Origin of the sequence: Magnetospirillum sp. SS-4 (assembly GCF_902729425.1) — a bacterium.
Taxonomy (GTDB): domain Bacteria; phylum Pseudomonadota; class Alphaproteobacteria; order Rhodospirillales; family Magnetospirillaceae; genus Phaeospirillum.
On record NZ_CACVCH010000001.1, the window covers coordinates 260936 to 285874 of the forward strand.

Annotated in this window: 23 protein-coding genes; 10 read left to right on the forward strand and 13 right to left on the reverse strand. The window is 67.7% G+C overall.

Going from position 1 to position 24939, the window contains the following annotated elements; all coding sequences use genetic code 11:
• Positions 1 to 36: 36 nt before the first annotated feature.
• From MTBSS4_RS01300 to MTBSS4_RS01325, 6 genes are all read left to right on the forward strand, one after another.
• The gene (locus MTBSS4_RS01300; protein ID WP_173981747.1) at positions 37 to 1623 is read left to right on the forward strand and encodes a gamma-glutamyltransferase family protein; all 1587 of its coding nucleotides are present in this window, start codon (positions 37 to 39) and stop codon (positions 1621 to 1623) included.
• A 286-nt stretch (positions 1624 to 1909) separates the two neighbouring features.
• Positions 1910 to 2128 (forward strand): hypothetical protein, encoded by a 219-nt coding sequence (locus MTBSS4_RS01305; RefSeq protein WP_173981572.1) that lies wholly within the window; start codon positions 1910 to 1912, stop codon positions 2126 to 2128.
• A 50-nt stretch (positions 2129 to 2178) separates the two neighbouring features.
• Positions 2179 to 2937, forward strand: coding sequence for a bifunctional demethylmenaquinone methyltransferase/2-methoxy-6-polyprenyl-1,4-benzoquinol methylase UbiE (ubiE, locus tag MTBSS4_RS01310; RefSeq protein ID WP_173981573.1), 759 nt, complete (start codon positions 2179 to 2181; stop codon positions 2935 to 2937).
• Positions 2934 to 4475 (forward strand): 2-polyprenylphenol 6-hydroxylase, encoded by a 1542-nt coding sequence (gene ubiB / locus MTBSS4_RS01315; RefSeq protein WP_173981574.1) that lies wholly within the window; start codon positions 2934 to 2936, stop codon positions 4473 to 4475. Before ubiE ends, ubiB begins: the two co-directional genes overlap by 4 nt.
• Before the next feature lie 156 nt (positions 4476 to 4631).
• Positions 4632 to 7637: an HD domain-containing phosphohydrolase gene (locus MTBSS4_RS01320; protein ID WP_173981575.1), complete on the forward strand. Its 3006-nt coding sequence runs from the start codon at positions 4632 to 4634 to the stop codon at positions 7635 to 7637.
• A 57-nt stretch (positions 7638 to 7694) separates the two neighbouring features.
• Positions 7695 to 8264, forward strand: coding sequence for a glutathione peroxidase (locus MTBSS4_RS01325; protein WP_173981576.1), 570 nt, complete (start codon positions 7695 to 7697; stop codon positions 8262 to 8264).
• Between the two features lie 4 nt (positions 8265 to 8268).
• On the opposite strand, the gene MTBSS4_RS01330 is transcribed toward MTBSS4_RS01325, so the two are convergent.
• The 13 genes from MTBSS4_RS01330 to MTBSS4_RS01390 form a co-directional block, all read right to left on the reverse strand.
• Positions 8269 to 8745: a peptidylprolyl isomerase gene (locus MTBSS4_RS01330; RefSeq protein ID WP_173981577.1), complete on the reverse strand. Its 477-nt coding sequence runs from the start codon at positions 8743 to 8745 to the stop codon at positions 8269 to 8271.
• Positions 8742 to 9386, reverse strand: a complete 645-nt coding sequence (gene plsY, locus MTBSS4_RS01335) for a glycerol-3-phosphate 1-O-acyltransferase PlsY (RefSeq protein ID WP_173981748.1) — start codon at positions 9384 to 9386, stop codon at positions 8742 to 8744. Before plsY ends, MTBSS4_RS01330 begins: the two co-directional genes overlap by 4 nt.
• The gene (gene pyrC / locus MTBSS4_RS01340) at positions 9379 to 10689 is read right to left on the reverse strand and encodes a dihydroorotase (protein WP_173981578.1); all 1311 of its coding nucleotides are present in this window, start codon (positions 10687 to 10689) and stop codon (positions 9379 to 9381) included. Before pyrC ends, plsY begins: the two co-directional genes overlap by 8 nt.
• Positions 10689 to 11660 (reverse strand): aspartate carbamoyltransferase catalytic subunit, encoded by a 972-nt coding sequence (locus MTBSS4_RS01345; protein ID WP_173981579.1) that lies wholly within the window; start codon positions 11658 to 11660, stop codon positions 10689 to 10691. Before MTBSS4_RS01345 ends, pyrC begins: the two co-directional genes overlap by 1 nt.
• Before the next feature lie 50 nt (positions 11661 to 11710).
• Entirely contained in the window at positions 11711 to 13735 is a 2025-nt protein-coding gene (locus MTBSS4_RS01350) for a motility associated factor glycosyltransferase family protein (RefSeq protein ID WP_173981580.1), read from the reverse strand.
• Positions 13732 to 15648 carry a hypothetical protein gene (locus MTBSS4_RS01355; protein ID WP_173981581.1) on the reverse strand — a complete coding sequence of 639 codons (1917 nt, stop codon included), beginning with the start codon at positions 15646 to 15648 and terminating at the stop codon, positions 13732 to 13734. Before MTBSS4_RS01355 ends, MTBSS4_RS01350 begins: the two co-directional genes overlap by 4 nt.
• 42 nt (positions 15649 to 15690) lie before the next feature.
• A complete protein-coding gene (locus MTBSS4_RS01360; RefSeq protein ID WP_173981582.1) occupies positions 15691 to 16119 on the reverse strand; it encodes a flagellar biosynthesis regulator FlaF in 429 nt (142 codons plus the stop codon).
• A gap of 87 nt (positions 16120 to 16206) precedes the next feature.
• Positions 16207 to 16917, reverse strand: a complete 711-nt coding sequence (locus tag MTBSS4_RS01365) for a nucleotidyltransferase family protein (RefSeq protein WP_173981583.1) — start codon at positions 16915 to 16917, stop codon at positions 16207 to 16209.
• Positions 16914 to 17906: an aminoglycoside phosphotransferase family protein gene (locus MTBSS4_RS01370; protein WP_173981584.1), complete on the reverse strand. Its 993-nt coding sequence runs from the start codon at positions 17904 to 17906 to the stop codon at positions 16914 to 16916. Before MTBSS4_RS01370 ends, MTBSS4_RS01365 begins: the two co-directional genes overlap by 4 nt.
• Positions 17903 to 18376, reverse strand: coding sequence for a tRNA (adenosine(37)-N6)-threonylcarbamoyltransferase complex ATPase subunit type 1 TsaE (gene tsaE / locus MTBSS4_RS01375; RefSeq protein ID WP_173981585.1), 474 nt, complete (start codon positions 18374 to 18376; stop codon positions 17903 to 17905). The genes MTBSS4_RS01370 and tsaE overlap by 4 nt, the downstream gene beginning before the upstream one ends.
• On the reverse strand, positions 18373 to 19317 hold the full coding sequence (locus MTBSS4_RS01380) for a tyrosine recombinase XerC (protein ID WP_173981586.1): 945 nt from the start codon (positions 19315 to 19317) through the stop codon (positions 18373 to 18375). Before MTBSS4_RS01380 ends, tsaE begins: the two co-directional genes overlap by 4 nt.
• A gap of 14 nt (positions 19318 to 19331) precedes the next feature.
• A complete protein-coding gene (locus MTBSS4_RS01385; RefSeq protein WP_173981587.1) occupies positions 19332 to 20090 on the reverse strand; it encodes an MBL fold metallo-hydrolase in 759 nt (252 codons plus the stop codon).
• Positions 20087 to 20830, reverse strand: a complete 744-nt coding sequence (locus tag MTBSS4_RS01390) for a chemotaxis protein (protein WP_173981588.1) — start codon at positions 20828 to 20830, stop codon at positions 20087 to 20089. Before MTBSS4_RS01390 ends, MTBSS4_RS01385 begins: the two co-directional genes overlap by 4 nt.
• Positions 20831 to 21197: 367 nt before the next feature.
• Here MTBSS4_RS01390 and MTBSS4_RS01395 point away from each other — a divergent pair, with 367 nt between their 5' ends.
• The 4 genes from MTBSS4_RS01395 to MTBSS4_RS01410 all read left to right on the forward strand — a co-directional run bounded on the left by MTBSS4_RS01395 (position 21198) and on the right by MTBSS4_RS01410 (position 24938).
• Entirely contained in the window at positions 21198 to 22016 is an 819-nt protein-coding gene (locus MTBSS4_RS01395) for a phage capsid protein (protein WP_173981589.1), read from the forward strand.
• Between the two features lie 10 nt (positions 22017 to 22026).
• A complete protein-coding gene (locus MTBSS4_RS01400; RefSeq protein WP_173981590.1) occupies positions 22027 to 22296 on the forward strand; it encodes a hypothetical protein in 270 nt (89 codons plus the stop codon).
• Positions 22297 to 22467: 171 nt separating this feature from the next.
• Positions 22468 to 23037 carry a hypothetical protein gene (locus MTBSS4_RS01405; protein WP_173981591.1) on the forward strand — a complete coding sequence of 190 codons (570 nt, stop codon included), beginning with the start codon at positions 22468 to 22470 and terminating at the stop codon, positions 23035 to 23037.
• Positions 23034 to 24938, forward strand: coding sequence for a hypothetical protein (locus tag MTBSS4_RS01410; RefSeq protein WP_173981592.1), 1905 nt, complete (start codon positions 23034 to 23036; stop codon positions 24936 to 24938). Before MTBSS4_RS01405 ends, MTBSS4_RS01410 begins: the two co-directional genes overlap by 4 nt.
• The last annotated feature ends 1 nt before the right edge of the window (position 24939 follow it).

Consider the following 24939-nt stretch of genomic DNA (forward strand, 5'->3'; position numbering starts at 1 on the left):
AACAATCCCCCCTGGTCGTTCAAGGATCGCCGCGAGATGCTGCATTCCCCCATGGCCCGCCGAGGCATGGTCACCTCTCCCCATCACCTCGCCTCCCAGGCGGGGCTGGCGGTGCTGCGCGACGGCGGCACCGCCATCGAGGCGGCCATCGCCGCCGCCGCCGCCCTGACGGTGGTCTATCCCCACATGACCGGCCTGGGCGGCGACGCCTTCTGGCTGATCGCCGAGCCGGGCAAGCCGCCGCTGTCCATCGACGGCTCCGGCGCCGCCGGGGCCAGGGTGGACGCGGCGCTGTACCGGGACATGGCCGCCGTTCCGACCCGGGGTCCGCTGGCCGCCAACACGGTGGCCGGCGCGGTTTCAAGCTGGCAGCTGGCCCTGGATGTTTCCGCCCACTGGGGGGGGCGGCTGCCGCTGGCCCGGTTGTTCGCGGACGCAATCGCCGCCGCCCGCGACGGCTTCGCCGTCAGCCGCCATCAGGCCCAGGCGACCGGGCGCGGCCTGGCGGCGCTGAAAGGCCAGCCAGGCTTCGCCGATCACTTCCTGAGCCGGCGCAAGCCGCCCCAGCCCGGCGCGGTCATGACCCGGCCGGCCCTGGCGGCGACGCTGGAACGCCTCGCCGCCGTCGGGCTCGACGATTTCTATCGCGGCGAGGTGGGGCGGTCCATCGCCGCCGGACTGGCCGAGGCCGGCAGCCCCCTGCGCGCCGAGGATCTGGCCCGGCATCGCGGCATGCGCCGCCGGCCACTGTCGCTGGGCCTGCCCGGCGCCACCTTGTTCAACACCGCGCCGCCGACCCAGGGCCTGGCCTCGCTGATCCTGCTGGGGCTGTTCCAGCGGCTGGGAGTGGCCGAGGCCGAGGGATTCGACCATGTCCACGGCCTGATCGAATCGGCCAGGATCGCCCAGCGCATCCGCGACGCCCATGTCAGCGACCCGGCCCGCATGTCGGTTCACGCCACCACCTATCTGACCGACGGCATGCTGGACCGGCTGGCCGGCGACATCGACCGCCAACGCGCCTCGGCCGCAAGCGGCGCCGCCGATCCGGGCGATACCGTCTGGCTGGGGGTGATCGACGGCCACGGCCGCGCCGTCAGCCTGATCCAAAGCCTGCATCACGCCTTCGGCTCGGGCGTGACCCTGGCCGAAACCGGCGTCACCTGGCATTGCCGGGGGGCTTCGTTCAGCCTGGACCCGGACCACCGCAATTTCCTTGAACCACGCCGCCGGCCGCTTCATACCCTGTCGCCGGGACTGGCGCGGCTGCGCGACGGCCGCACCATGGTCTACGGCACCATGGGCGGCGACGCCCAGCCCATCGTCCAGGCGCAGATCTTCACCCGCGCCGCCCTGTTCGGCCAGGGGTTGCAGCAGGCGGTGTCGGCGCCGCGCTGGGCGCTGGGCCGGGCGCCGGACGGCGGGCGGGCGGGTGGCGTCCAGGTGGAAAGCCGGCTGGGGGCCGGAATCATCGGGCAATTGCGCCAGGCCGGCCACGCCGTCGAGGACGTGGGGGAGTGGAATTCGCTGCTGGGCCATGCCGGCGCCCTGTGCCGGCGGGCCGACGGCATGATCGAGGGCGCGGCCGATCCCCGGTCGGACGGCGCGGTAGCCGGCTTCTAGGGCGTAAACTCATAAATGGCGCGAGACGCGCTGCTGGAGAAAATGGCGGAATGGCAGGAGAAACGTGATGGGCATAGTGGAGCTATGGACGAGCGTTTCGACGCTCCAGTCCGCCATTTTCTCCGCAGCCGGAACGGACACGTCGATTTTGGCCCCCGGCTGCGTTGCCCGCCCCTTGTGGACCGCCAGTCCACAGCGGGCCGGCCGCCTGTCCAGGCACCAAAATCGTCAGTGTCGCGGCCACGCCATTTATGAGTTTACGCCCTAGAACAAGGAAACAGGCATAATGGTCGATATCGTTCTCAAGGTGGTGGCGGACGCCTTCATAAATGGCCGCGAGATCATGGATACCGGCGTCTCCATGATCGGGCTGGACGGCGACAACGCCTTTTGCGGCAATTGCGGCCGCGAGATGATGCATGACGTCCCCTTCCGCGACATGAAATCGGACCTGCTGTTCCGGTGCAGCTGCGGCTCGGTCAACGAGGCGCCCCGCAACTCCTGACGTCACATCCCCCTCGCGCGGCCCGCCCAGTTCGGCTAAGGTGCGCGGCCATGACGACCGATCGCGCCCAGCCCGCCGGCACCACCCATTTCGGCTTTCGCACCGTCGCCGAGGACGAGAAGGTTTCGCTTGTCCGCGACGTGTTCGATTCGGTGGCGTCCCGCTACGACCTGATGAACGACCTGATGAGCGTCGGCGTGCATCGCCTGTGGAAGTCGGCCTTCCTCGACGCGCTGCGCCCCCGGCCGGACCAGAGCCTGCTGGACGTGGGCGGCGGCACCGGCGACATCGCCTTCGGCTGGAGACGGCGCGGCGGCGGGCCGGCGACGGTGTGCGACATCAACCGGGAAATGCTGGGAATCGGCCGCGACCGCAAGATCGACCGCAACATTTCCGGCCATATCGGCTGGGTGTGCGGCAACGCCGAATCCCTGCCCGTTCCGGATCGCAGCGTCGACCGCTACACCATCGCCTTCTGCCTCAGGAACGTCACCCACTGGGACCGCGCCATCAAGGAGGCCTATCGGGTGCTGAAACCCGGCGGCCGCTTCATGTGCCTGGAATTCAGCCATGTCGTCGCTCCGGGGCTGAGGCAGGCCTACGAGGCCTATTCCTTCAACGTCCTGCCCAAGGTCGGCGAGATGGTCACCGGCAACCGCGACGCCTACCAATATCTGGTGGAAAGCATCCGCAAGTTCCCGCCGCAGGAGGAATTGGCCGCCATGATCGAAGACGCGGGCTTCGGACAGGTCAGTGTCCGCAACCTGTCGGCCGGCATCGCCGCCATTCATTCGGGCTGGCGACTGTGATCCGATCGCTCAGGAACCTTCACCGGCTGCTGACCATCGGACGGGTCCTGGCGCGCCACGACGCCCTGTTCCTGCTGGAAGAGCATCTGCCGCTGACCCGCCACCTGTCGGCGCTGCTGCGCGGCGGCCGCCCGCCGGTCGGCACCGGCCGGCCGGGCGAACGGCTAGCCGAGGCGCTGACCGAGCTTGGCCCCTCGTTCATCAAGCTGGGCCAGGCGCTGTCGACCCGCGCCGACCTGCTGGGCGAGGAGATGGCGGCCGACCTGTCGGGATTGCAGGACAAGCTGCCGCCGTTTCCGGCGGACGAGGCCCGGCGCATCATCGATGAGGAACTGGACGGCGGCCTGGAGCGCCACTTCAGCAGCTTCGACGACGTGCCGGTGGCGGCGGCCTCCATCGCCCAGGTCCATTTCGCCGTCACCGCCGACGGCCGCGAGGCGGCGGTCAAGATCCTGCGCCCCGGCGTCGAGGCCAAGTTCCGCCAGGACATCGACCTGATGTACTGGCTGGCGGAGTGGGCCGAGCTGACCATGCCGCGCCTGCGCCGCCTGAAGCCGGTCGAAACCGTCAAGACCTTCGAGGATTCCGTCACCCTGGAGATGGACCTGCGGTTCGAGGCGGCGGCGGCGGCCGAGCTGGCCGAGAATTTCCAAGGCGACGACAACTTCAAGGTGCCCGAGGTCGACTGGCTGCGCACCGGGCGGCGCGTCCTGACCCTGGAGCGGGTCCACGGCATTCCCGTCGACGAGGTCGACCGGCTGAGAGAAGCCGGCTTCGACCCGGTCGACATCCTGGCGAAGGCCGCCGAGGCCATGTTCAACCAGGTGTTCCGCGACGGCTTCTTCCACGCCGACATGCATCCCGGCAACCTGTTCATCGGCGAAAGCGGCAACCTGATCGCGGTGGATTTCGGCATCATGGGCCGGGTCGACAAGAACACCCGCCGCTTCCTGGGCGAAATGCTGCTGGGCTTCCTGTCGGGCGATTACCGCAAGGTGGCCGAGGTTCATTTCGCCGCCGGCTACGTGCCGGCCGACCAGTCCATCGATTCCTTCACCCAGGCCTGCCGCTCCATCGCCGAACCGATCCTGGGCCGGCCGCTGCACGAGATTTCCATCGCCAAGCTGCTGGGACAGCTGTTCCAGGTCACCGAGACCTTCGCCATGGAAACCCAGCCGCAATTGCTGCTGTTGCAAAAAAGCATGCTGGTGGCCGAGGGCGTCGGCCGCATCCTCGACCCCCACATCAACATGTGGCAACTGGCCCAGCCGCTGATCGAGGGATGGATGCGGTCCAATCTCGGCCCCGAGGCCCGCGTCAAGGACGTGGTCGGCAACGTGGTCGGCTCGCTGGAGCGGCTGCCGCGCCTGCTGGCCGAGACCGAGAAGACCTATTCCATGCTGGTCGGCCAGGGATTGAAGCTGCACCCCGATACCGTCAAGTCCATCCTGGGCGACCGTCGACGCGGCCGGCCGTCATCGGCCATGCTGGCCTGGGGCCTGGCCCTGGTGCTGGCGGTCCTGCTGGTGCTGAAGTAGCCGCGCCCCGGTCCCGTCAATTCCGGGACTCGACGCGGGACTATGTCCTTGGCACTATCGGCCCCGGCCATCCATGGCTTTGGTCGTGGCTGGCCTAGGCAAACGCCCGCCAAGAACACATGGTTCAAGAACAATGAACTGGGGAGCACGGGGACGATGTGGAAGCCGCGTCTGGGGCTACAGGTCAGCATCGTTCTCATCATCGCCTTCGTGGTCGCCTGCCTGACCATCGCCACCGCCGTCAGCATATATTTCACCAGCACCCGCGCCGCCCAGGAAAGCGCCCAGCGCCTGTTCGGCGAGATCACCGAGCGGGTCTCCGACCGCGTCGACGATCAGATCAACGTCCTGCTCGACCTGGCCGGGCTGGGGGCGGCGCTGCCCGCCGCCGCCGCGCCGGTCGAGGGTTCGGCCGAGGGCCATGCGCTGCTGCCGTTCCTGCTCCGGGCGCTGGACCAGAACCGCGACCTCTACTCCATCTATGTCGGACAGGCAGACGGCAGCTTTCTCCAGATGATCGCCACCCGTGGCGATGGCCGCGTCCTGGCCGCCAACAAGGCGCCGGACGGAACGGCGTTCATCCTGCGCGCCATCGCCACCGCCGGGGACGGCATCCGCCGCGAGACCTGGACCTTCCTGGACGCGACCATGACCCGGCTGGGCGGCATGGCCAAGGATTCGCCGCCCTACGACCCGCGCCAGCGCCCCTGGTACGCCGCCGCCCTGACCAATCCCGGCAACGCCTTGTCCGAACCCTACGTCTTCAGTTCGCTGCAAGAGCCCGGCCTGACCGCGTCGCGGCAACTGGCCGGCGGGACCGGCGTGTTCGGGGTCGACGTCACCTTGCGCGGCCTGTCCGACTTCATCGGCCGACAGGAGATTTCCCCCCATGGCGGCATCGTCCTGGTCGATCAGAAGCGGCGCCTGCTGGCGATATCGCCGGCGCTGCTGGCCGGCCTGGGCCAGGACGTGGGACCACTGACCGGACTGGCCGAGATCGGCGCTCCCATTCTTCGCGCCATCGACGGCGCCACCGCCACCGCCGCCACGCTGGTCGAGGCCGGCAGGACCGAGATCCTGGCCCAGGCCACCGAATGGACCGACCGCAACGGCCAGACCATCACCATCGGCATCGTGTCTCCCTTCATCGATTTCACCGGCCCCATCAAGGAGATGCAGTCCCGGATTCTCAAGGTCGCCCTGCTGGTCTTGCTGGTGGTGGTGCCGCTGTCGACCCTGCTGGCGCGCAACATCGCCCGGTCGGTGCGCGATCTGGTGGCCGAGGCGGACCGGGTCCGCCACTTCGATTTCAGCGGCGAGCCCCCCGCCGGCTCCTTCATCCGCGAGTTCCACGACCTGGGCGAGGCCTTCGGGCTGATGAAGCACACCCTGTCCGCCCGGTCGGACGAACTGGCGCAGGCGCAGCAGCGGCTGGAACGGCTGGTCGACCTGGGCATCGCCCTGTCTTCGGAACGCGACACCGGCCGGCTGATGGACATGATCTTGCTGGGCGCCAAGGAATTGACCAACGCCGACGGCGGAACCCTGTACATTCTGGACGAGGATCAGCTTCGCTTCCAGATCATCCGCAACGACACCCTGGGCATCACGATGGGGGGCGAAGGCGAACCGCCGCCGTCGCTGCCGCCGGTCCGGCTGAAATCGCCCGAGGGACAGCCCAACCACAAGAATGTGGTCAGCCATGCCGTGCACCAGCAGATCACCATCAATATCGCCGACGCCTATGACGATGCCCACTTCGATTTTTCCGGCACCAAGGCCTTCGACATGGCCAACGGCTATCGTTCGACCTCGTTCCTGACCGTGCCGCTGAAGCCGCGCGGCGGCGACGTCATCGGCGCGGTGCAGTTGATCAACGCCCGCCCCCCCGGCTCGTCCGACATCATCGCGTTCTCGCCCCAGCTCCAGCGCTTCGTCGAGGCGCTGTCGGCCCAGGCCGCCACCGCCCTTTACAATCGCGACCTGCTGGACGCCCAGGAACGGCTGATGGACGCGATGATCCAGATCCTGGCCGGAGCCATCGACGCCAAGAGCCCCTATACCGGCGGTCATTGCGAACGTGTCCCCGAACTGTCGCTGATGCTGGCCGAGGAGGCCTGCAAGGTCACCGAGGGACCGCTGGCCGAGTTCGCCTTCCACACCCCGGAGGAATGGCGCGAATTCAAGATCGGCGCGTGGCTGCACGATTGCGGCAAGGTCACCACCCCGGAATACGTGGTCGACAAGGCCACCAAGCTGGAGACCATCTACAACCGCATCCACGAGGTCCGGACCCGGTTCGAGGTGCTGCTGCGCGACGCCCGCATCGAGATGCTGGAGGCGGTCGCCGCCGGCATGCCGGCGGACGAGGCCGAAGCCGGTTTCGAAGCCCGCAAGGCTGAACTGGTGGACGATTACGCCTTCATCGCCGAATGCAATCTGGGCGGCGAGTTCATGGCCCCGGAACGGGTCGAGCGCCTGAAGTCCATCGCGACGCGAACCTGGGTGCGCCATTTCGACGACCGTCTGGGCCTGTCGCAGGAGGAATTGCGCCGCCTGGACTCGATCCCATCCGGGACGCTGCCGGCGGTCGAGGCCATCCTCGCCGACAAGCCCAACCACGTCATTCCCCGTCCCGCCGATTCGGCGCTGTTCGATCCCGCCTACGGCTTCAAGACCAGGATTCCAGAGAACCTCTACAACTTCGGCGAGCTTTACAACCTGTCGATCGGACGCGGCACCCTGACCGAGGAAGAGCGCTTCAAGATCAACGAGCACATCATCCAGACCATCATCATGCTGAAGCGGATGCCGTTCCCCAAGCAGATGCAGCGCGTCATCGAATATGCCGGCACCCATCACGAAACCCTGATCGGCACCGGCTATCCACGCTGCCTGACCGGCGCGGAACTGTCGGTTCCGGCCCGCATCACCGCCATCGCCGACATCTTCGAGGCGCTGACCGCGTCGGACCGCCCCTACAAGAAGCCGAAAACCCTGTCGGAATGCGTCAAGATTCTCAGCTTCTTCAAGAAGGACAAGCATATCGACGCCGACCTGTTCGATCTGTTCCTGTCGTCGGGCGTCTATCTACGCTATGCCGAACGCTACCTGAGACCCGAGCAGCTCGACGAGGTCGATGTGTCCAGGTATATCGGCTGACCGGTTGCTCTTTGTCCGGTCCTCTCCTACCTATAGAGCCAGGATCGGAGAGCCCGCATGATCAGACCCCTGTCGAAAACCCTTGCCGCCATCGCCGTCTGCCTGGGGGCCGCGGCGCCGGCCGCCGCCGACGCCCCCCGCCTGGACTGGCGCGCCCTGCCGCTTCCCGCCATCGACGGCCGGTCCCTGGACCCGGCCCAATTGGCCGGCAAGGTGGTGCTGGTGGTCAACACCGCCTCGCAATGCGGTTTCACCCCCCAGTACAAGGGGCTTCAGGCCCTGTGGCGCGAGTATCGCGACAAGGGGGTGGTGATCCTTGGGATACCGTCCAATGATTTCGGCGCCCAGGAACCCGCCTCCAACGCCGAGGTCGCCAAATTCTGCGAGATCAATTACGGCGTCGATTTCCCGCTGATGGCCAAGCAGGTGGTGTCGGGCAAGGACGCCCATCCGCTGTATCGCTGGGCGGCCGAGCGCACCGGCCCGCTGGGGGTGCCGCGCTGGAACTTCCACAAGCTACTCATCGGCAGCGACGGACGCCTGCTGGACTGGTTCGCCAGCACCACGGCGCCCGACTCGGCCAAGCTGCGCGCCGCCCTGGACAAGGCGGTCATGAGGCGGCAGTGACGGATCAGTGACCGGTCACGCCGGCGACTCCAGCCGAGATTTCCGACTGGTTGGCGGGACGGATGGCGGCGACGGTGCAGGAGAAATTCAGCGTCACCCCGGCCAGCGGATGGTTGCCGTCCAGCACCACCTGCCCCTCCTCGATGTCGGTCACCCGGAACAGGCGGACCTCGTCGCCCCCTTCCTGCATGCCCTCGAACACCGATCCGATCTCGGTGCCGTCGGGAAAGGATTCGAGGGGCTCGACCTGGACGAGATCGGCGCTGTACTCGCCGAACGCCTCGCCGGGATCCAGGCGGACGGAGACCTTGGCCCCCACGGCCTTGCCGTCCAGTTCGGCCTCCAGCTTGGGGAAGATGCCGTCGTAGCCGCCGTGGAGATAGCTCAGCGGCTCGGGGCCGTCATCGACCAGCTGACCGTCGGAATCCGTGACCCGGTAGTCGAGGGTGACGACGGTGTCCTTGGAGATGGTGGCGCTCATGAGGGGGATTCTCCGGATTTCTTGCCGCCGATACGGGGTTCCTCGCCCCGGATCAGCCGGACGATGTTGGCCTTGTGGCGATAAAAGCCCATCACCGCCAGCCCGGCGGCCATGGCCGCGTAGTCGGGGCCGGCGAAGACGAGCGCGAAGGCCGGGGACAGCGCCAGCCCGACCAGGGCCGACAGCGAGGAATAGCGGAAGAGGGCCGCCGTCACCAGCCAGGCGGCGCAGCAGGCCAGTCCCACCGGCCAGGATGCCGCCATCAGGGTTCCGAAGGTGGTGGCGACGCCCTTGCCACCCTTGAACCGCAGCCAGACCGGGAAATTGTGCCCCAGCACGGCGGCGAAGCCGGCGACCGGCACGGTATCGTGGCCCAGCCCCCACCACGCCAGTCCGACGGCGATGGCGCCCTTGCCGCCGTCCAGCAGCAAGGTGGCCAGGGCAAGCCCCTTGCGGCCGGTGCGCAGCACGTTGGTGGCGCCGATATTGCCCGAGCCGATCTGGCGGATGTCGCCCAGCCCGGCCAGCCGGGTCAGCACCAGGCCGAACGGAATCGAGCCCAGCAGATAGCCGAACAGGGCGGCGGCGATGGTGGCGATCAGGGGAACGATGGCGGGAACCTGCCAGATCTGCTCATGCATCATGGGCATACACGGTGCGGCCGTCGATGACGGTGCGCATCACCAGCCCCTGGACCGGACGGTCGTCGAACGGCGAGTTCTTGGACTTGGCGCGAAACTTCTTGGCGTCGACCTTCCAGGCGCGGTCGGGGTCGAACAGCACCAGGTCGGCCGAGGCGCCGACCCGGAGCCGTCCCGCCGGCAGGCCAAGGATGCCCGCGGGGGCGCAGGTCACCAGCCGGAGCGCGTCGAGCAGGCCGATATGGCCGTTATGGGCCAGTTCCAGGGTAATGGCCAACAGGGTCTCCAGCCCGACGCCGCCGAACTCGGCCGCCGCGAACGGCACCCGCTTGGAATCCTGGTCCTGCGGCGCGTGGTCCGAGGCGACGGCGTCGATGGTGCCGTCCTTAAGGCCCGCCACCACCGCCTGGCGGTCGGTCTCGGCCCGCAGCGGCGGGCTCAGCTTGGCGAAGGTGCGGTAGTCGCCCACCGACATCTCGTTGAGGGCGAAATAAGGCGGCGCGGTGTCGCAACTGACCGGCAGGCCGGCGGCCTTGGCCTTGCGGATGATCTCGATGCCCTCGGCGGTGGAGACGTGGGCGGCGTGATAGCGGCCGCCGGTGAGGGCCACCAGCCGCATGTCGCGCTCCAGCATGATGGCCTCCGCCGCCGCCGGAATGCCGGAAAGGCCCATGCGGGTCGCCAGCTCACCCTCGTTCATCATGCCGTTCTCGGCCAGCGACGGTTCCTCCGGATGCTGAACGATCATCAGGCCGAAGGTGGCGGCGTAGGACAGGGCGCGGCGCATCAGCTGGGCGCTGCGGATGGCCTTGACCCCATCGGTGAAACCAAGCGCGCCGGCCTCGGCCAGCATGCCCATCTCCGACAGCTCCTTGCCCTCCAGTTGCTTGGAGGCGGCAGCGTAGGGATAGACCTTGGCCAGCCCGATCTTGCGGGCGCGCCGGGCGACGAATTCCACCGTGGCGACCTCGTCGATCACCGGATTGGTGTTGGGCAGGCAGACCATGGAGGTAACCCCGCCGGCCACCGCCGCCTCGCCCGCTGATTTCAGCGTTTCCTTGTGTTCCTCGCCGGGCTCGCGCAGTTGCACCCGCATGTCCACCAGACCGGGGGCAAGGCACAGCCCGTGGCAATCCACCACCTCCATCCCCGCCGGCACGCCGCCCTGGAACAGGCCCGGCCCCACATCGGCGACGATCTCGCCGTTGGTCAGCAGCGCCCCCCTGGAATCCAGGCCAGAGGCCGGGTCCAGCAGGCGGGCGTTGACATAGGCCACCAGGCCCGAGGTGCTGCGGGGGGCCATCAGGCGGCTCCTGCGGAAGAGTGATCGGAAGCCGAACGGGGCAGGTCGCGGGTCAGCAGGTCCAGGCAGGCCATGCGCACCGCCACGCCCATCTCCACCTGCGAGCGGATCAGCGAGCGCTCGACATCGTCGGCCACGTCGGAATCGATCTCGACGCCGCGATTCATCGGGCCGGGATGCATGATCACCGCGTCGGGCTTGGCCAGGCCGAGCTTGTCGTGATCCAGACCGAAGAAATGGAAGTACTCCCGGATGGAGGGGATAAAATTCCCCCGCATCCGTTCGTTCTGGATGCGCAGCATCATGATGACGTCGACGTCCGCCAGCCCCTTCCTCATGTCGTGGAACACCTCGACCCCCAGCCGGTCGACGCCGGACGGCAGCAAGGTGCGCGGCCCGATCAGCCGCACGCTGGCGCCCATGGCATTCAGCAGGTAGATGTTGGAGCGCGCCACCCGGGAATGCAGCACGTCGCCGCAGATGGCGACGGTCAGCCCCGACAGCTTGCCCTTGCGCCGGCGGATGGTCAGCGCGTCCAGAAGCGCCTGGGTCGGATGCTCGTGGCTGCCGTCGCCGCCGTTGATGACGGCGCAATTGACCTTCTCCGACAGCAGCTTGACCGCGCCCGAATCGGGGTGGCGCACCACCAGCACGTCCAGGTGCATGGCGTTCAGCGTCATGGCGGTGTCGATCAGGGTCTCGCCCTTCTGGACGCTGGAGCCGGCCGACTGCATGTTGATGACGTCGGCGCCGAGGCGCTTGCCGGCCAGCTCGAAGCTGGTACGGGTGCGGGTCGAGTTCTCGAAGAACAGATTGATGACGGTGCGGCCGCGCAGCAGGTTCTTGCGCTTGTCGTTGGAGCGGTTCTGCTCGACATAGCCTTCGGCCAGATCGAGCAAAGTGGTGATCTCGGTCGGCCCCAGACCCTGGATGCCGAGGAGATGCCGGTGCGGGAAGCGGGCGTCTGTCATGGTGAGCGAACTATAGGGCGACGCGCCTCGCTGGGCAAGCCGCCGCGATCCTAGAACGTATAGCCCGGCATGGTGGGCAGGCCGGCGGCCCAGGCGGGTTCGGAACCACCCTTGATCCAATCCCTGGCGGCGGAGAATATCTCGCGGGTTTCCTGGGCCATGTCCTGGTGGATGGCGCGGTATTCGGCGACGAAATCCTCGAACACCTTGCGGCGCTTGACCGGGTCCTCGATGCGGTTGAGGAAGACGCAGCCGCTCTTGGCCATGCCGAAGCTCGGCCCCTGAAGCACCGAATAGGCGCGGACATAGTCGCTGCCGCCCAGGTTGTGATGAATCTCGGTAAGACGGCGCAGCATCCAGCGGAATTCGTCCGCCTCCAGCAGCGCCTGGTCGCAGATGTCGTTGATCATCGCCTCGTAGGTATCGATCTCGGCGATGAACGCGTCGAAATCGAAGCGCGACAGATAGCTGCCCCGCTCCATCCAGGTGGCATCCTCCCGCACCCGCTTGAACACCGCCTCGCGGTCCAGCGGCGGACCGGTGAATTCGATGGTCTCGGACAGCTTGGGCACCGCCCCCTTGATCAGGGCGCCGTCGCTGCAATTGTAGGCGCGCAGGCGGAAGGTGTTGACCTTGGCCTCCAGCATGTCCCGCGTCCAGCCCAGGATCATGGTCGACTGGATGGTGCCTCCGAAATTACCGGGAAAGGTGTAGTCGCCCTCGACCTTGGCGGTCTTGAACTCCTTGGAGGTGTAGTAGGCGGTATCCTTGGAATGATGGGATTCGCCGTCGCGCCAGCCGCAATCCATGCCGAACATGTAGACGTGGCGAAAGCCGATACGGGCCGCCACCGCCATGATGGTGTTGGCGACATTGGGGCCGATGGCCGACATCAGCGGAATCTGGTCGGCGAAGCAGATGCTGGAACTGACGCTGTCGCGAAAGAAATAATAGGTTTCGTCGAACAGGGGCGTGACGCGGGGATTGAGGGTAACCGAGGCGATCAGCTTGATTCCGGTGAAGCGGCCGTCGGGAAACTTGTCGGCATTGAGTGCCAGGATGTGCTGGAGGAAGTCCCACACCTGGACGACGTTCTCCAACTCGACGTGGTAATCCGGAATGATGCCGTGAGCCAGCAGCACCTGAAGCGACGAGCCGCCCGAGAAGATGATGGCGTGATCGCGCCATTTCCGGATGTATTCGATGTCGTAATCGACCGACGGCCCCGAGGTCACCAGGAAGGCGGGAACCAGGATGGGGAACTGGAACGCGCCCGACAGCATGCGGCAATCGTATTTTTGCAGATTGCTGACGGCGTTCCACAGCATCTTGCGTTCGTCTTCGTAATATCCCCGCTGAATCATCCGCATGGGGACGTTGTTGACCACGTCCTCGAACATCCGGTTCAGCGGCCATGACGGATAGTGGCGGTAATAGAAGGAACCGTCGATGCCCAGCTCGCCCTGTTCCGAGATGACCTCGCTGACCCTTTCGTTCATCAGGGCCGGGGTCTCCTCGCAGAACAGCGACAATTTGGTGTCGTGGGCATCGCAGTACTCGGCCAGCGCCGTCCAGTCGACGGTGGACAGGGAATGCAGCACGAACTCGTCGATGGTCTCCACCACCACCACCCAGTCCACCTCCAGGCTTCGCACCAGCGGGTCCAGATGGTGGCCAAGGCCAAGCCCGAACACGAACAGGAATCCGGCCCGTCCCACCGGGGCGCCGGTCAGGACCTCGGCCCCATGCTCGCGCACGCTGTTGAGGATGCGCAGGAACATGCGCTGCGACACCGGGCTGTCGCCCGACATGGCGTTGCTGACCTGATAGCCGACCCGGCGGGGGGTCTCGATGAAGTCCTCCGCCTGCCGCAGCGACAGGGCGCGTCCGTCCTCCTTGTAGAGACGGCCGCAGCCCAGGTCGATGTCGACGGCGACGCCGTCCTCCTCGATGATCCGGCTCACCGGCTGGGTGATGGCGGCGACCCGGGCATGCAATTCGGGAAAGCGTTCCCGGAACAGATCCAGATTGCGCCGGCGAAGATCGTCTCCGGTCGCGGCGGCGCCGCCCGTCATGCCTGGGACCGCTCCAGGGCGGCGATGGCGGTATCCTCGATCATGCGGGCGAAGCCCTTGGCGGTGGCGGCGGGAACCTGGGCGATGGCGGCGGGAAGCCGGCCGCGCAAGGCTTCCAGCGCCCCGATATCGGCGGCAAGGCCGGTGGCGAGCGCCACATAGGCGTCGGGGTCGGCGGCGACCAGGGCATCGCCCAGGCCGGCGGCGGCGAGGAAGGCCCCCAGGTCGGCGCCGGCATCGCAGCCGGTCATGGCCACCGCCGGCACGCCATGGCGCAGGAATTCGCCATAGGCCAGCACGTTGCCGGCCGGAAACGGCAGCAGGGCGACATCGATGCTGGCGGCGAATTCGGCGCGGCCGACATTCTTGACCACATCGATGCGGTGCGCCACGCCGGCATTGCCGAACAGCGAGATCAAGGCCTCGACGTTGGCCGGTTCGGAGAACATGCCGCTGTCGCGCAGCACCAGCATGGATTTCGGCACCGCCTGGAGAATGCGCCCCCATACCATGGCAAGGCGCGGATTGAGTTCGGCCCGGGTCAATTCGGCGCCGAAGGCAACCACACCCGCCGCCGCCGCCGGACCGGGGCCGGTGGACGGATGCCTGCCGCCGGCATCGCCCAGGAAATAGCGACCGGCCGGCAGGGCGAGTTCGCCCTCGCCGGCCTCGGACGCGCAGGGAACCAGGGCGAGGTAGTTGCCGGGAATCCGGCCGGCCACCGGCTGGTTGAGCCAGGCGAGCTGAAGCGGGGCGGTATTGCGCATGAACAGGCCCCGCCGGGCGGGGGCCAGGCTGCCGTCGGCATCGATGACCACATGGATGCCCTCGCCGCGGATCAGGGCGCCCAGCGTGGTGACGTCGAGGCTGGAAACATCGCGCCACACATCGAACGAGCCGCGCGCCCACTCGTTGGCGGGATGATCGATCTCGCCCCGCCCGAATCCGACCACCGAAACCCGGGAACGGTCATGGGAACGGGCGACGGCGCCCATCATGGCGCGGGCGTCCTCGCTCTCCAGGGCGGAGCAAAGATAGCAGACGCGAACCGGCTGGGCGCCGGCATACTTGGGGGCCGGCCGGACGGTCCGGGGGGCCGAGGCCGCCACCTGGGCGGTCCAGGCATCGATCAGCCCCGACGCCTGGGCCTCGGCGCGGCCGAAATACCTGAGATCGGCGATGGCCGCGCCCAGGATCGGCAGCGATGTCGGCGCGCGGGCCACCGCCTCCTGATGGCAGGCCAGGCCCTCGTGGAACTGGCCGGTCTGAATCAGGCATCCGCCCAGACGCGACAGCAAGGTGGCCGACGGGCCGATCAGGGTGGCGATGGAGCGCAGCATGCCGACGGCCTCGGCGACGCATCCCATCTGGATCTTGATCTGGGCATGGGCGTCGAGCGCCTCGACGTCGTCGGGCAGCAGGGACAGGTGCTGCTCCACCGAGAACAGGGCCTGATCCAGGTTGCCCGCCGCCAGCAGGGCGATGCCGTTGCTGAGCAGCGGCTTGGGACGGATGTGCGAGAACGCATCCGAGAACTTGGGGAATTTCGGCCCCAGCATGTCCAGCAGCCGGCCCTCCCTGGCCTCGGTGGTGGCCAGCTTGGCGTAATAGAGGGCGTCGGACAGACAGCCCGCCTGACTGTACATCACCGCCAGCACCTCGGAGAGGTCGGCGGGATGATCCGGCTGATCCATCTGCGCCGCCAGCAGCCTGATGGCATAGCCCAGCGCTCCGGCCCGGTAGTAGATCACCGCCATGGCGCAGCTGGCGTCGCGGCACAGCCCGGGGTCCTGCAACGCCTCTTCGGCGATTTCCAGGGCCTGCTGGTCGGCGCCGGCCTTCAACAAGGCATCGATGCGGCGATAGAATGCCTCCACCGAGGCATCGCCCTGGTCACGTTCTGTGCTGGTCACGCCCGTATCCCCCTCGACTTGATGAATTTCCGCCCAAGGCGGTCAGATCACTTCGTTGGCCGACGTCGCGGCCGGCTGGGTGGCTTCGACGGCATCCTTGGACGGGATGACCACGAACAACCCGCCCGCCAGTTGACGGTTGATGTTGATCAGCGCCGTGGCCATGTCGCGATTGCGCGACGAGATGATCTCGACCGAGCGCTTGTCGACGAAATTGGCCAGGGACAGCATGTTCTGGCGAAGTTCCAGGGGCACCTCGCATTCGGGGGTGGACAGGTCGGCCTGGAAGATGGTCCACAGTCGCCAGTTCAGCCGGACGGCCGCCAGGAACTCCTCGATATCCACGGAATCCGACTGCGCCATCATCATCCGCCGGGCCGTCTCGGTCAGTGCCCAGGCCTCGGTCTCGCGCGGGTTGCCGCCCGCCGGTATGGACCGGTACTTGCCCTGATCGGCATTGGGATAGGCCATGAGTGCAAATCTCCAGAAACACTGTCATCCAGCCATGAATACTGACCGCCCATTGGTTAATGTTGAGTTGATGGGCAGGCCGAATGTTCAGCCCCGGCCCAGCAGGGCCGCCACCTCCGGCAGCGCCTCGGGGGTGCCGACATGATACCAGCCCCCATCATGGACCAGGGCGGCCAGACGGCCGGTGGCCAGTGCCCGGTCGTAAAGGACGTTCAGCGAGAACTTGCCGGCCGGACAGCCTTCGAACAGCCTCGGATGGAGGATCTGGATGCCGGAGAACAGCAGCGGCGACGTTTCGGGATCGCGGCGCCGCCGCGGAACGCCGGCCTCCCCGTTCAGGTGGAAATCCCCCCTGCCCTCGTAGCCGACGGCGCGGTTCACCGGCACCAGCAGCAGCAGGGCGTCCATCGTGGCGTCGTCCCAGGCCCCGGCCAGCCGGGCCAGGGTCGGCAAACCGCCGCCATCGGTCCAGATGATATCGCCGTTGACCACGTAGAACGGACCGTTCCCCAGCAACGGCAGGGCCTTGGCGACGCCACCGCCGGTCTCCAGCACCTCGGCCTCGAACGACAGGGTGATGCCGGGCCGGCCGGCCAGATGGGCGGCGATGCGCTCGGCCAGCCAATGGCTGTTGACCACCACGTCCTCGACCCCGGCGGCGTCCAGGCGATCCAGCGCCCGATCCAGCATGGAGCGCCCCGCCACCTGGATCAGGGGCTTGGGAATGCTCAGCGTGATCGGACGCATGCGCACGCCCAACCCGGCGGCCAGGACCATGCCGCGACGAATGGCGGTCATGGCGCCGGAACCCCGCGTGTTTCCGGGGGAATGTTGCGGTCCAGCCAGCGGGCCAGCTCGCCCATGACCGGATGGCGGAGCGCGTCTTCCAGCAGCCGCCAGACGCGGGGAATGTGGACCAGATAGCCGGGCTTGCCGTCGCGGCGGCACAGCCGGGTGAAGATGCCGATCACCTTGGCGTGGCGCTGCGCCGCCATCACCGCCCACGACGCCTCGAACACGGTGCGGTCCAGGGTGGGAAAGCGGGCCAGCCAGCGCTGTTTCATGCGCTCGGCCATCACCTTGTCGATGTCGCGCCGGGCATCCTCCAGCAGGCTCATCAGGTCGTAGGTGGCCGGCCCCGCCACCGCGTCCTGGAAGTCGAGCAGGCCGCAGGCGGCAAGGCCGGGACGGTCCAGCAGCAGCAGGTTGTCGACGTGGAAGTCGCGCAGCACCAGGGTATCGGGCACCAGGCGGGCCACCGGGAACAGCCGGCGCCAGATGTCCGCGTAGGCTTCGCGGGATTCGGCGGCGATGTCCCGGCCGGTCATGGCCGGCATGTACCAGTCGGTCAGCAGGCAGGCCTCGGCCAGCAGCCGTTCGTCGTCATAGGGCGGCAGGCCGGCGGGAATGGCGTCCGGCCGCGACGCGATTCCCGCCAGCACGTCGGTGGCCAGCGCATACAGCGCCTCCTCGTCATGGCCCGCCGCCAGCAACCTCGTATAGGTGTCGTCGCCCAGGTCTTCCAGCAGCAGCAGGCCGGCCTCCTCGTCGGCCGCCAGCAGCCGGGGCGCAGACAGGCCCAGCACGCCGAGATGGCGGGCGATGGCGACGAAGGGGCGCACATCCTCCTTGGGTGGCGGCGCATCCATCAGCACGGCGCGCCCGTCCGACCGTTCCAGCCGGTCGTAATGGCGGAAGCTGGCGTCGCCGGCCAGCCGGCCGCGGGCGGCGTCGCCCCAGCCGGCGGTCTTCAGGAAATTCCGGATAAGCCCTTCGCGGGGGGTCATGACGCAAGATCTCCGATGCGGTCGGCCCAAGGCCCGGTGGCGGACAGGCCGGCCCGCCGCGAGCCCTCGGCATCGCCCGCTTCCAGCGTCACGTCAAGCCGCCGCCGGGGCAGGTGAGGCCCCAGCCGGTCGGGCCATTCGATCAGACAGATGCCGTCGGCGAAGGCCTCCTCGATGTCGAGTTCCAGCACGTCGTCGGGCTTTTCCAGCCGGTAGAGGTCGAAATGCCAGATCAGGCCGGCCTCGGAATCGTATTGCTGCACCAGGGTGAAGGTCGGGCTTGGCACCTCCTCGTCGGCCGAGGTCAGGGCACGGATGAAGGCCCTGGCCAGGGTGCTCTTGCCGGTGCCCAGGGTGCCGGTCAGCGCGATCACGTCGCCGGGGCGGGCGCGGACAGCCAATTGCCCGCCCAGCCGGCGGGTGGCGGCTTCGTCGGCGAGGTCGATGGCGATGGATGCGGTCCTGCTCATGATCCGGCCCTCGGATGGGCATTGCGATAGATCTCGGTCAGCCGGGCGGCGTCGATCTCGGTATAGCGCTGGGTGGTGGACAGCGACGAATGCCCCAGCAATTCCTGAATGGTGCGCAGATCGCCGCCGCCGGCCAGCAGGTGGGTGGCGAAGCTGTGGCGAAGCGCGTGCGGCGTCGCGGTCTCGGCCAGCCCCAGCGCCTGGCGCAGCCGGCGCATCTGGCGCTGGACCACGCCGGGATTGAGGGCGCCGCCCCTGGCCCCCAGGAACATCGGCTGGTCCGGCGCGGCGGAAAACGGCATCAGGCGCAGATAATCGGCGATGGCGTCCCTCACCACCGGCAAGACCGGCACGACCCGCTGCTTTTTCCCTTTGCCGGTGATCATCAGGGTATCGCCGTGGGGAGCATCCCGCCGCCGCAGGGCCAGCGCCTCGCCCAGGCGCAGGCCGCAGCCGTAAAGCAAGGTGAACAGGGCCACGTCGCGGGCGGCGAGCCAGGGCTCGTCATGCAGTTCGGCGGCGTTGTTCAGGGCCTCCATCGCCTCGTCGGCGGCCAGCGGCTTGGGCACCGAGCGGGGCGGACGGGGCGATTTCACCGCCTTCAGCGCCGGATTGTGGACCAGGTCGTGACGGTCGAGAAAACGGAAGAAACCGCGCAGCGTCGACATGGCCCGCGCCAGCGACGCCCGCCCGAGTCCATCGCCCGAGCGTCGCGCCAGATAGGCGCGGAAGTCGCCGACCCCCAGCCCGGCCAGGGCGGCCAGATCGGGTTCCCCCCCCAGATGCTCGGCGAGAAAGCTCAGGAACGCCGCCAGATCGCGGCCATAGGCATCCAGGGTATGGACCGAAGCCCGTTTCTCGTCGGCCAGCCACTGCCGCCACGCCCCCACCGCCCGCGCCAGATCGGGACACGCCATGAAATGGATGGGGATAGCCGCCATTCAAAGGACGCGGATCAGCGGTTCATGGCCTTGACGCCGCTGCCGATGTCCAGCCCGGCGATCCAGTCGATGAAACGCCGGACGTCGTCGCCCCGGAAGATCAGGCCGTGCTGCGGCGCCAGCATGTCGATGTCCAGCTTCGAGACCTGGGCGACCCAGGCGTCGCGCGCCCGCGTCGACGCCAGCCAGCGGCGGTGGAAGCCGTCCATGTACTGGACATGGGCGGCGAAGTCGGTGACGAACATGGACCCGTCGAGCCGGTCCCGGGGAACCAGCGCCGCCCCCATGTCGCCCGAGAACAGGATGCGGGCCTTGGCGTCGTAGACGTTGAAATTGCCGGCGGAGTGCAGGTAATGGGCCGGGATGAAACGCAGCTTGACGTCATGGGACAGCGACACCTCCATCCCCTCGTCGGGAATGTTGGTGAAGGCGGCCTCGCGGTCGAAATGGGAAACGAAGCCCCCCCACAGCCACGACAGGTAGACCTTGACGTCCGGCCTGCATACCCGGCGCCACAGCGGCAGCGACGATCCGATGTCGGGGTCCTGGTGCGACAGGAACAGCGCCTTGATGTCGTCCACCGATATCTCGCGGGTCAGCGCCGCCAGCATGGCGGGAAACACTTCCATCCCGCCGGGATCGAGCACGATGGCCGAACCGCCCGAACGGATCACGTACTGGTTGGTGTCGATGATGTTGTCCGGCCGGTCCGGGTCCTGTCCGAACGCCTGCCAGCAGTGATCGTCCTGATGGTAGATGGTGACGCACTTCATTGAATCGCTCGCTGGAAGTTGTCTTCGAGTTCGCCGAGACTGTCCAGGCCCAGCCGCCGCAGCGACTCGCCCTTTTCCGAGGCGCGGCGAACGGCGTCCGAGGCTTCGTCGATCATCTGGCGCAGATCGTCCACGTAGTGGCGCATGGTGTCGGAGACCGTGCGGAACTCCTTTTCATGCACGCCGGCGGCGGCGGCCTCGATGGCGATGTTGGTGGCGATGGAATCGGACTGGCTCACCACCTCCTCGACGCCATGGGCGCGCCGGGCCAGTTCGTTCACCGAATTGGCCATGGTGTCGAGCGTGTCCACCAGCATGCGCATGATCTCGGAAAAAGCGCGGTCGGCGGCGGAACTGGCCCCCGCGTCATGTTCGCCGTCACCGATCAGGCCGCAGGCCCGCTCGAACAGCGACATCTGGAACAAGCCGCGCAGGATGGTCGACGACAGCGCGAAGGTCCGCCCGCGCAGCACGTTCATCTCGCCCTGGATCTGGGCGAGGCGATTGACCAGCTCGCGGGTGTACTGGGTCAGCGCCCGGACGGCGCGCCCCTTGTCGCCGGCGCGGCCGGCGGCCAGTTCGGCGTTCAGCGACAGGATGCGGAGGTTCTCGGCCAGTTCGTCCAGCTCGCCGAAGGCATGAAAGGCCCGCCGGCAGTCGCTCAGCAGGCCATCGGCCCGCGCTCCGATGCGGTCGGTGCGCTGAGTGTGGCGACGCGCCGGAATCGACTCTTGCTCCATGCCCGTGACACCCCCTGGAAGCCCGATGACGGTGGAAAGCCGCCAGATCATAACGTTTTTCCCAGGACGCGACAGGGGGAAATTTGGCCGGGGCGGCCTCCGGAACAAAATAAAAACTTATCAAAGGAATTTGTTGACATCGTCGGCGATTATGCCATAAATATTCCTATCAGCGCCACAGCCGCGCCCATGGCGAACCGGCGGCGTCCCCCCACTTTCCTTCGCTTGCGGGAGAACCGGTCGCCTTGGCCGGCCCCAACGGCATTTGCGCCCTCTCTTCCGGCGGCGGGACAACCCGGCCGGCCCCAGCCAGAACCGAAGGAACGCGCCCATCCCGACAACATCAGCCGCTACAAAGGAACAAAACATGTCCACGAGCGTCGTCAACGCCTACTCGAAACAGTACGGCCACGAGGTCCACGCCGCCTACCAGCGCATGGGCACAAAGCTGCGCAACACGGTGCGGGTGCGCAACAACGTCACCGGCGCCATCGCCGTCTTCCAGAAGGTCGGCAAGGGCACCGCCGGCACCAAGGCCCGTCACGGCAAGGTGCCGGTGATGAATGTCGAGCACAACGCGGTCGAATGCCAGTTGTACGACTATTACGCCGGCGACTGGCTGGACAAGCTGGACGACCTCAAGATCGAGCACGACGAGCGCCAGGTCCTGACCAATGCCGGTGCCTATGCTCTGGGCCGCAAGACCGACGAGCTGATCATCGCCGAACTGGACAAGTCCACCAACCACGCCCAGGACGGCACCACCGGCCTGACCAAGGCCAAGGTGCTGGAAGCCTTCGAGATGCTGGGCGACGCCGACGTTCCCGACGACGGCGAGCGCTATGCCATCGTCGGCTGGAAACAGTGGTCGGACCTGCTGGCCATCGACGAGTTCTCCAACGCCGATTACGTCGGCGAGAGCGAGCTGCCGTGGAAGGGTACCCAGGCCAAGAAGTGGCTGGGCACCCTGTGGATGCCCCATTCCGGCCTGACCAAGAGCGGCGGCGTCCGCCATTGCTACTGGTACCACAAGACCGCCATCGGCCACGCCTGCGGCGCCGAGGTCAAGACCGAGATCACCTACCAGGGCGACCGCGCCGCCTGGTTCATCAACAACTTCATGTCCCAGGGCAGCGCGCTGGTCGATGCCGCCGGCATCGTCTCGATGCGCTGCCTGGAATCCTAGGGAGGACACCATGGCCTATCAGTCCAAGGACCTCAGCGTGCTGGCCTATGCCAACGGCTTCACCCTGTGGCACTACACCACCGTCGATTCCGCCGACACGGTGGACGCCGGCGGCTATTTCAACGCCGCCTCGACCATGCTGCGGGTCGGCGACATCATCGTCGCCAACGTGGATGCCGCCGGCACCCTGAAGGGCGGCCTGTTCCTGGTCTCGTCCAACAGCGCCGGCACCGTCGACGTCAACGACATGACCCAAATCGGCGCCGCCGATACGCGGTAGCCGCGCCGCCCCCTCCTTCGGCCCCGGCGCTGGGGCGAGGCTCCCCCCTCCCTCGCCCCGACCAGCGCTGGCCGCCGCCCCGCCCTTCGCGCGCGTTCCCTTCCGCGGCGCGGGGGGCGGGGATTGGAATTGGTTGACCGCACCGCCTCCCCCATCCCCAGGAGAACCGTCATGGCCATGTCCGCCATCGCGCTCTGTTCGCGCGCCCTGCTGCGCATCGGAGCCAACACCATCGCCAGTTTCGACGAAGGCACCGCCGAATCGGAGGTGGCCGCCAACCTGTATCCCTGCCTGCGCGACGCGGTGCTGTCGTCGCATCCGTGGAGCTTCGCCACCGCCCAGGTCACCCTGCCGCGCCTGGCCGGCGAGCCGCTGGCCGATTTCGCCCGCGCCTACCAATTGCCGGCCGATTTCCTGCGGGTGCTGTCGGCCGGCCCCGGCGGACGCGGGCGCGGCCTTACCTTCCGCATCGCCGGCTCGCGCCTGCTGTGCGATGCCGACGAGGTGGTGCTGACCCATGTCTACCGCCCGGCCGAAAGCGCCTTTCCGCCCTATTTCGACCAGATGCTGATCGCCCGGCTGACCGCCGAGTTCTGCATTCCCATCACCGAAAGCACCACGCGGGCCCAGTTCCTGTTCCGGCTGGCCGAGGACGAGTTCCGCCGCGCCAAGCTGATCGACGGCCAGCAGCACACGCCGCAGGCGATCACCGACTTTCCCCTGGTGGAGGCGCGGTCATGAGCGGCCTGACGACGATCAACAAGACCAGCTTCACGGCGGGAGAGCTGGACATGGAAATGATCGGGCGCGAGGACCTCGGCGCCTTCGCCAACGGCGCCCGGCGCCTGCGCAACGTCGTCATCGCGCCCACCGGCGGCGTCAGCCGCCGCGCCGGACTGCGCTATGTGGACACCGCCAGGGGGCCGGGCCGCCTGATCGGCTTCGAGTTCAACACCGAGCAGACCTACCTGATGGTGCTGACCGACGGCCAGTTGGACATCTATGCCGGCGACGCCCGGGTGGGCGGACTGGCGACGCCATGGAACGCGGCGCAGATTTCCCAGCTGGCCTGGACCCAGAGCGCCGACACCCTGCTGGTGGTCCATCCCGACGTGGCGCCCCGCAAGATCACCCGCACCGGCCCGGACACCTGGACCCTGACCGAGTGGTCGTTCCTGGAGCGGGACGGGGTGATCTTCGCGCCACACCATAAATTCGCCGGAGACGACGTCACCCTGACGCCCGGCGGCACCGGCGGCACCATCGCTCTGACCGCCTCGGCCGAGGTGTTCCAGGCCGGCCACGCGGGCCTGCGCTTCCGCCTGGGCGGCAAGCAGGTGCTGATCACCGCCGTCGCCTCCGCCACCTCCGCCACCGCCGAGGTCAGGCAGACCCTGACCGGCACCCAGCCCACCCGCGATTGGGAGGAACAGTCGTTCTCCGCCCTGCGGGGCTGGCCGGTCTCGGTCTGCTTCCACCAGGGCCGCCTGGTGATCGGCGGCAGCCGCGACCTGCCCAACCGGCTGTGGCTGTCCAAGTCCATGGACCTGTTCAACTTCGACCTTGGAACCGGCCTCGACGACGAGAGCATCGAGTTCTCCATGCTGTCCGATCAGGTCAACGCCATTCGGGCGGTGTTCTCGGGCCGGCATCTCCAGGTGTTCACCTCGGGCGCCGAATACATGGTCACCGGTTCGCCCCTGACGCCCACCAGGATACAGGTCAACCGCCAGACCCGCATCGGCTCGCCCACCGACCGCATGGTGCCGCCGCGCGACGTGGACGGCGCCACCCATTTCATCTCGCGCAACGGCCGCGACCTGCGCGAATTCCTCTATGCCGACGTCGAGCAGGCCTATCAGTCCGCCGATCTCGCCATGCTGGCCAAGCATGTGATGAAGCGGCCGCTGGACCAGGACTACGACGCCCACCACCGCCTGTTCCATGTGGTCATGGACGACGACACCCTGGCGACGCTGACCGTCTACCGGTCCGAGAAGGTCGCCGCCTGGACGGTACAGGAAACCGCCGGACGCTTCCTGGCGGTGGCGGTGGTCGACGACGACGTCTATGTGCTGGTGGAGCGGGGGGATGGCGTGTTCATCGAACGCTTCGACGACGACCTCAACCTTGACTGCGCCCTGACCGGCGTCCGCCATCCCGCCGCCGCCGCGTGGAGCGGCCTCGGCCACCTGGACGGCCGGACCATCAGGGTACTGGCCGATGGCGGCGCCGTCGCCGACCTTGCCGTCGCGGATGGCGCCATCGCCCTGGCCGAACCGGCCTCCGCCATTCAGGCCGGCCTCGCCTACACCCACCGGATCGAGCCGCTGCCGCCGGTGGCCGGGATGGGACAGGCCATGGCCCCCGGCCGGATGGCCCGCATGGTCCAGGCCCGCTTTCGCGTGCTCGACACCAAGGCGCTGCATATCGACACCGGCCGGGGCGCCACCCCGATTCCATTCCGCCGGTTCGGCAAGGCGTCGTTCGATGCCGAGCCGCCGGCATTTTCCGGCGACGTCCAGGTCCGCGCCATCGGCTGGAACCGCAACGTCATGCAACCTCTGTGGCGCATCGTCCAGGATGTGCCCATGCCCTGCACCGTCCTGTCCGTCTCCACCCAGATGAAGATGGCGAACTAGC

Coding starts and splice junctions, on each gene's coding strand:
- ubiE (WP_173981573.1), top strand. CDS start 2,179: ATGACGACCGATCGCGCCCAGCCCGCCGGCACCACCCATTTCGGCTTT.
- MTBSS4_RS01410 (WP_173981592.1), top strand. CDS start 23,034: ATGAGCGGCCTGACGACGATCAACAAGACCAGCTTCACGGCGGGAGAG.
- MTBSS4_RS01360 (WP_173981582.1), bottom strand. CDS start 16,119: ATGGCCTATCCCAATGCCGATCAGGGCAAGTACCGGTCCATACCGGCG.
- MTBSS4_RS01330 (WP_173981577.1), bottom strand. CDS start 8,745: ATGAGCGCCACCATCTCCAAGGACACCGTCGTCACCCTCGACTACCGG.
- MTBSS4_RS01350 (WP_173981580.1), bottom strand. CDS start 13,735: ATGACGGGCGGCGCCGCCGCGACCGGAGACGATCTTCGCCGGCGCAAT.
- MTBSS4_RS01320 (WP_173981575.1), top strand. CDS start 4,632: ATGTGGAAGCCGCGTCTGGGGCTACAGGTCAGCATCGTTCTCATCATC.
- MTBSS4_RS01305 (WP_173981572.1), top strand. CDS start 1,910: ATGGTCGATATCGTTCTCAAGGTGGTGGCGGACGCCTTCATAAATGGC.
- MTBSS4_RS01300 (WP_173981747.1), top strand. CDS start 37: ATGCTGCATTCCCCCATGGCCCGCCGAGGCATGGTCACCTCTCCCCAT.
- MTBSS4_RS01400 (WP_173981590.1), top strand. CDS start 22,027: ATGGCCTATCAGTCCAAGGACCTCAGCGTGCTGGCCTATGCCAACGGC.
- MTBSS4_RS01385 (WP_173981587.1), bottom strand. CDS start 20,090: ATGAAGTGCGTCACCATCTACCATCAGGACGATCACTGCTGGCAGGCG.
- MTBSS4_RS01345 (WP_173981579.1), bottom strand. CDS start 11,660: ATGACAGACGCCCGCTTCCCGCACCGGCATCTCCTCGGCATCCAGGGT.
- MTBSS4_RS01365 (WP_173981583.1), bottom strand. CDS start 16,917: ATGACCGCCATTCGTCGCGGCATGGTCCTGGCCGCCGGGTTGGGCGTG.
- MTBSS4_RS01395 (WP_173981589.1), top strand. CDS start 21,198: ATGTCCACGAGCGTCGTCAACGCCTACTCGAAACAGTACGGCCACGAG.
- pyrC (WP_173981578.1), bottom strand. CDS start 10,689: ATGGCCCCCCGCAGCACCTCGGGCCTGGTGGCCTATGTCAACGCCCGC.
- MTBSS4_RS01405 (WP_173981591.1), top strand. CDS start 22,468: ATGGCCATGTCCGCCATCGCGCTCTGTTCGCGCGCCCTGCTGCGCATC.
- MTBSS4_RS01390 (WP_173981588.1), bottom strand. CDS start 20,830: ATGGAGCAAGAGTCGATTCCGGCGCGTCGCCACACTCAGCGCACCGAC.
- MTBSS4_RS01325 (WP_173981576.1), top strand. CDS start 7,695: ATGATCAGACCCCTGTCGAAAACCCTTGCCGCCATCGCCGTCTGCCTG.
- plsY (WP_173981748.1), bottom strand. CDS start 9,386: ATGCATGAGCAGATCTGGCAGGTTCCCGCCATCGTTCCCCTGATCGCC.
- tsaE (WP_173981585.1), bottom strand. CDS start 18,376: ATGAGCAGGACCGCATCCATCGCCATCGACCTCGCCGACGAAGCCGCC.
- MTBSS4_RS01370 (WP_173981584.1), bottom strand. CDS start 17,906: ATGACCCCCCGCGAAGGGCTTATCCGGAATTTCCTGAAGACCGCCGGC.
- MTBSS4_RS01380 (WP_173981586.1), bottom strand. CDS start 19,317: ATGGCGGCTATCCCCATCCATTTCATGGCGTGTCCCGATCTGGCGCGG.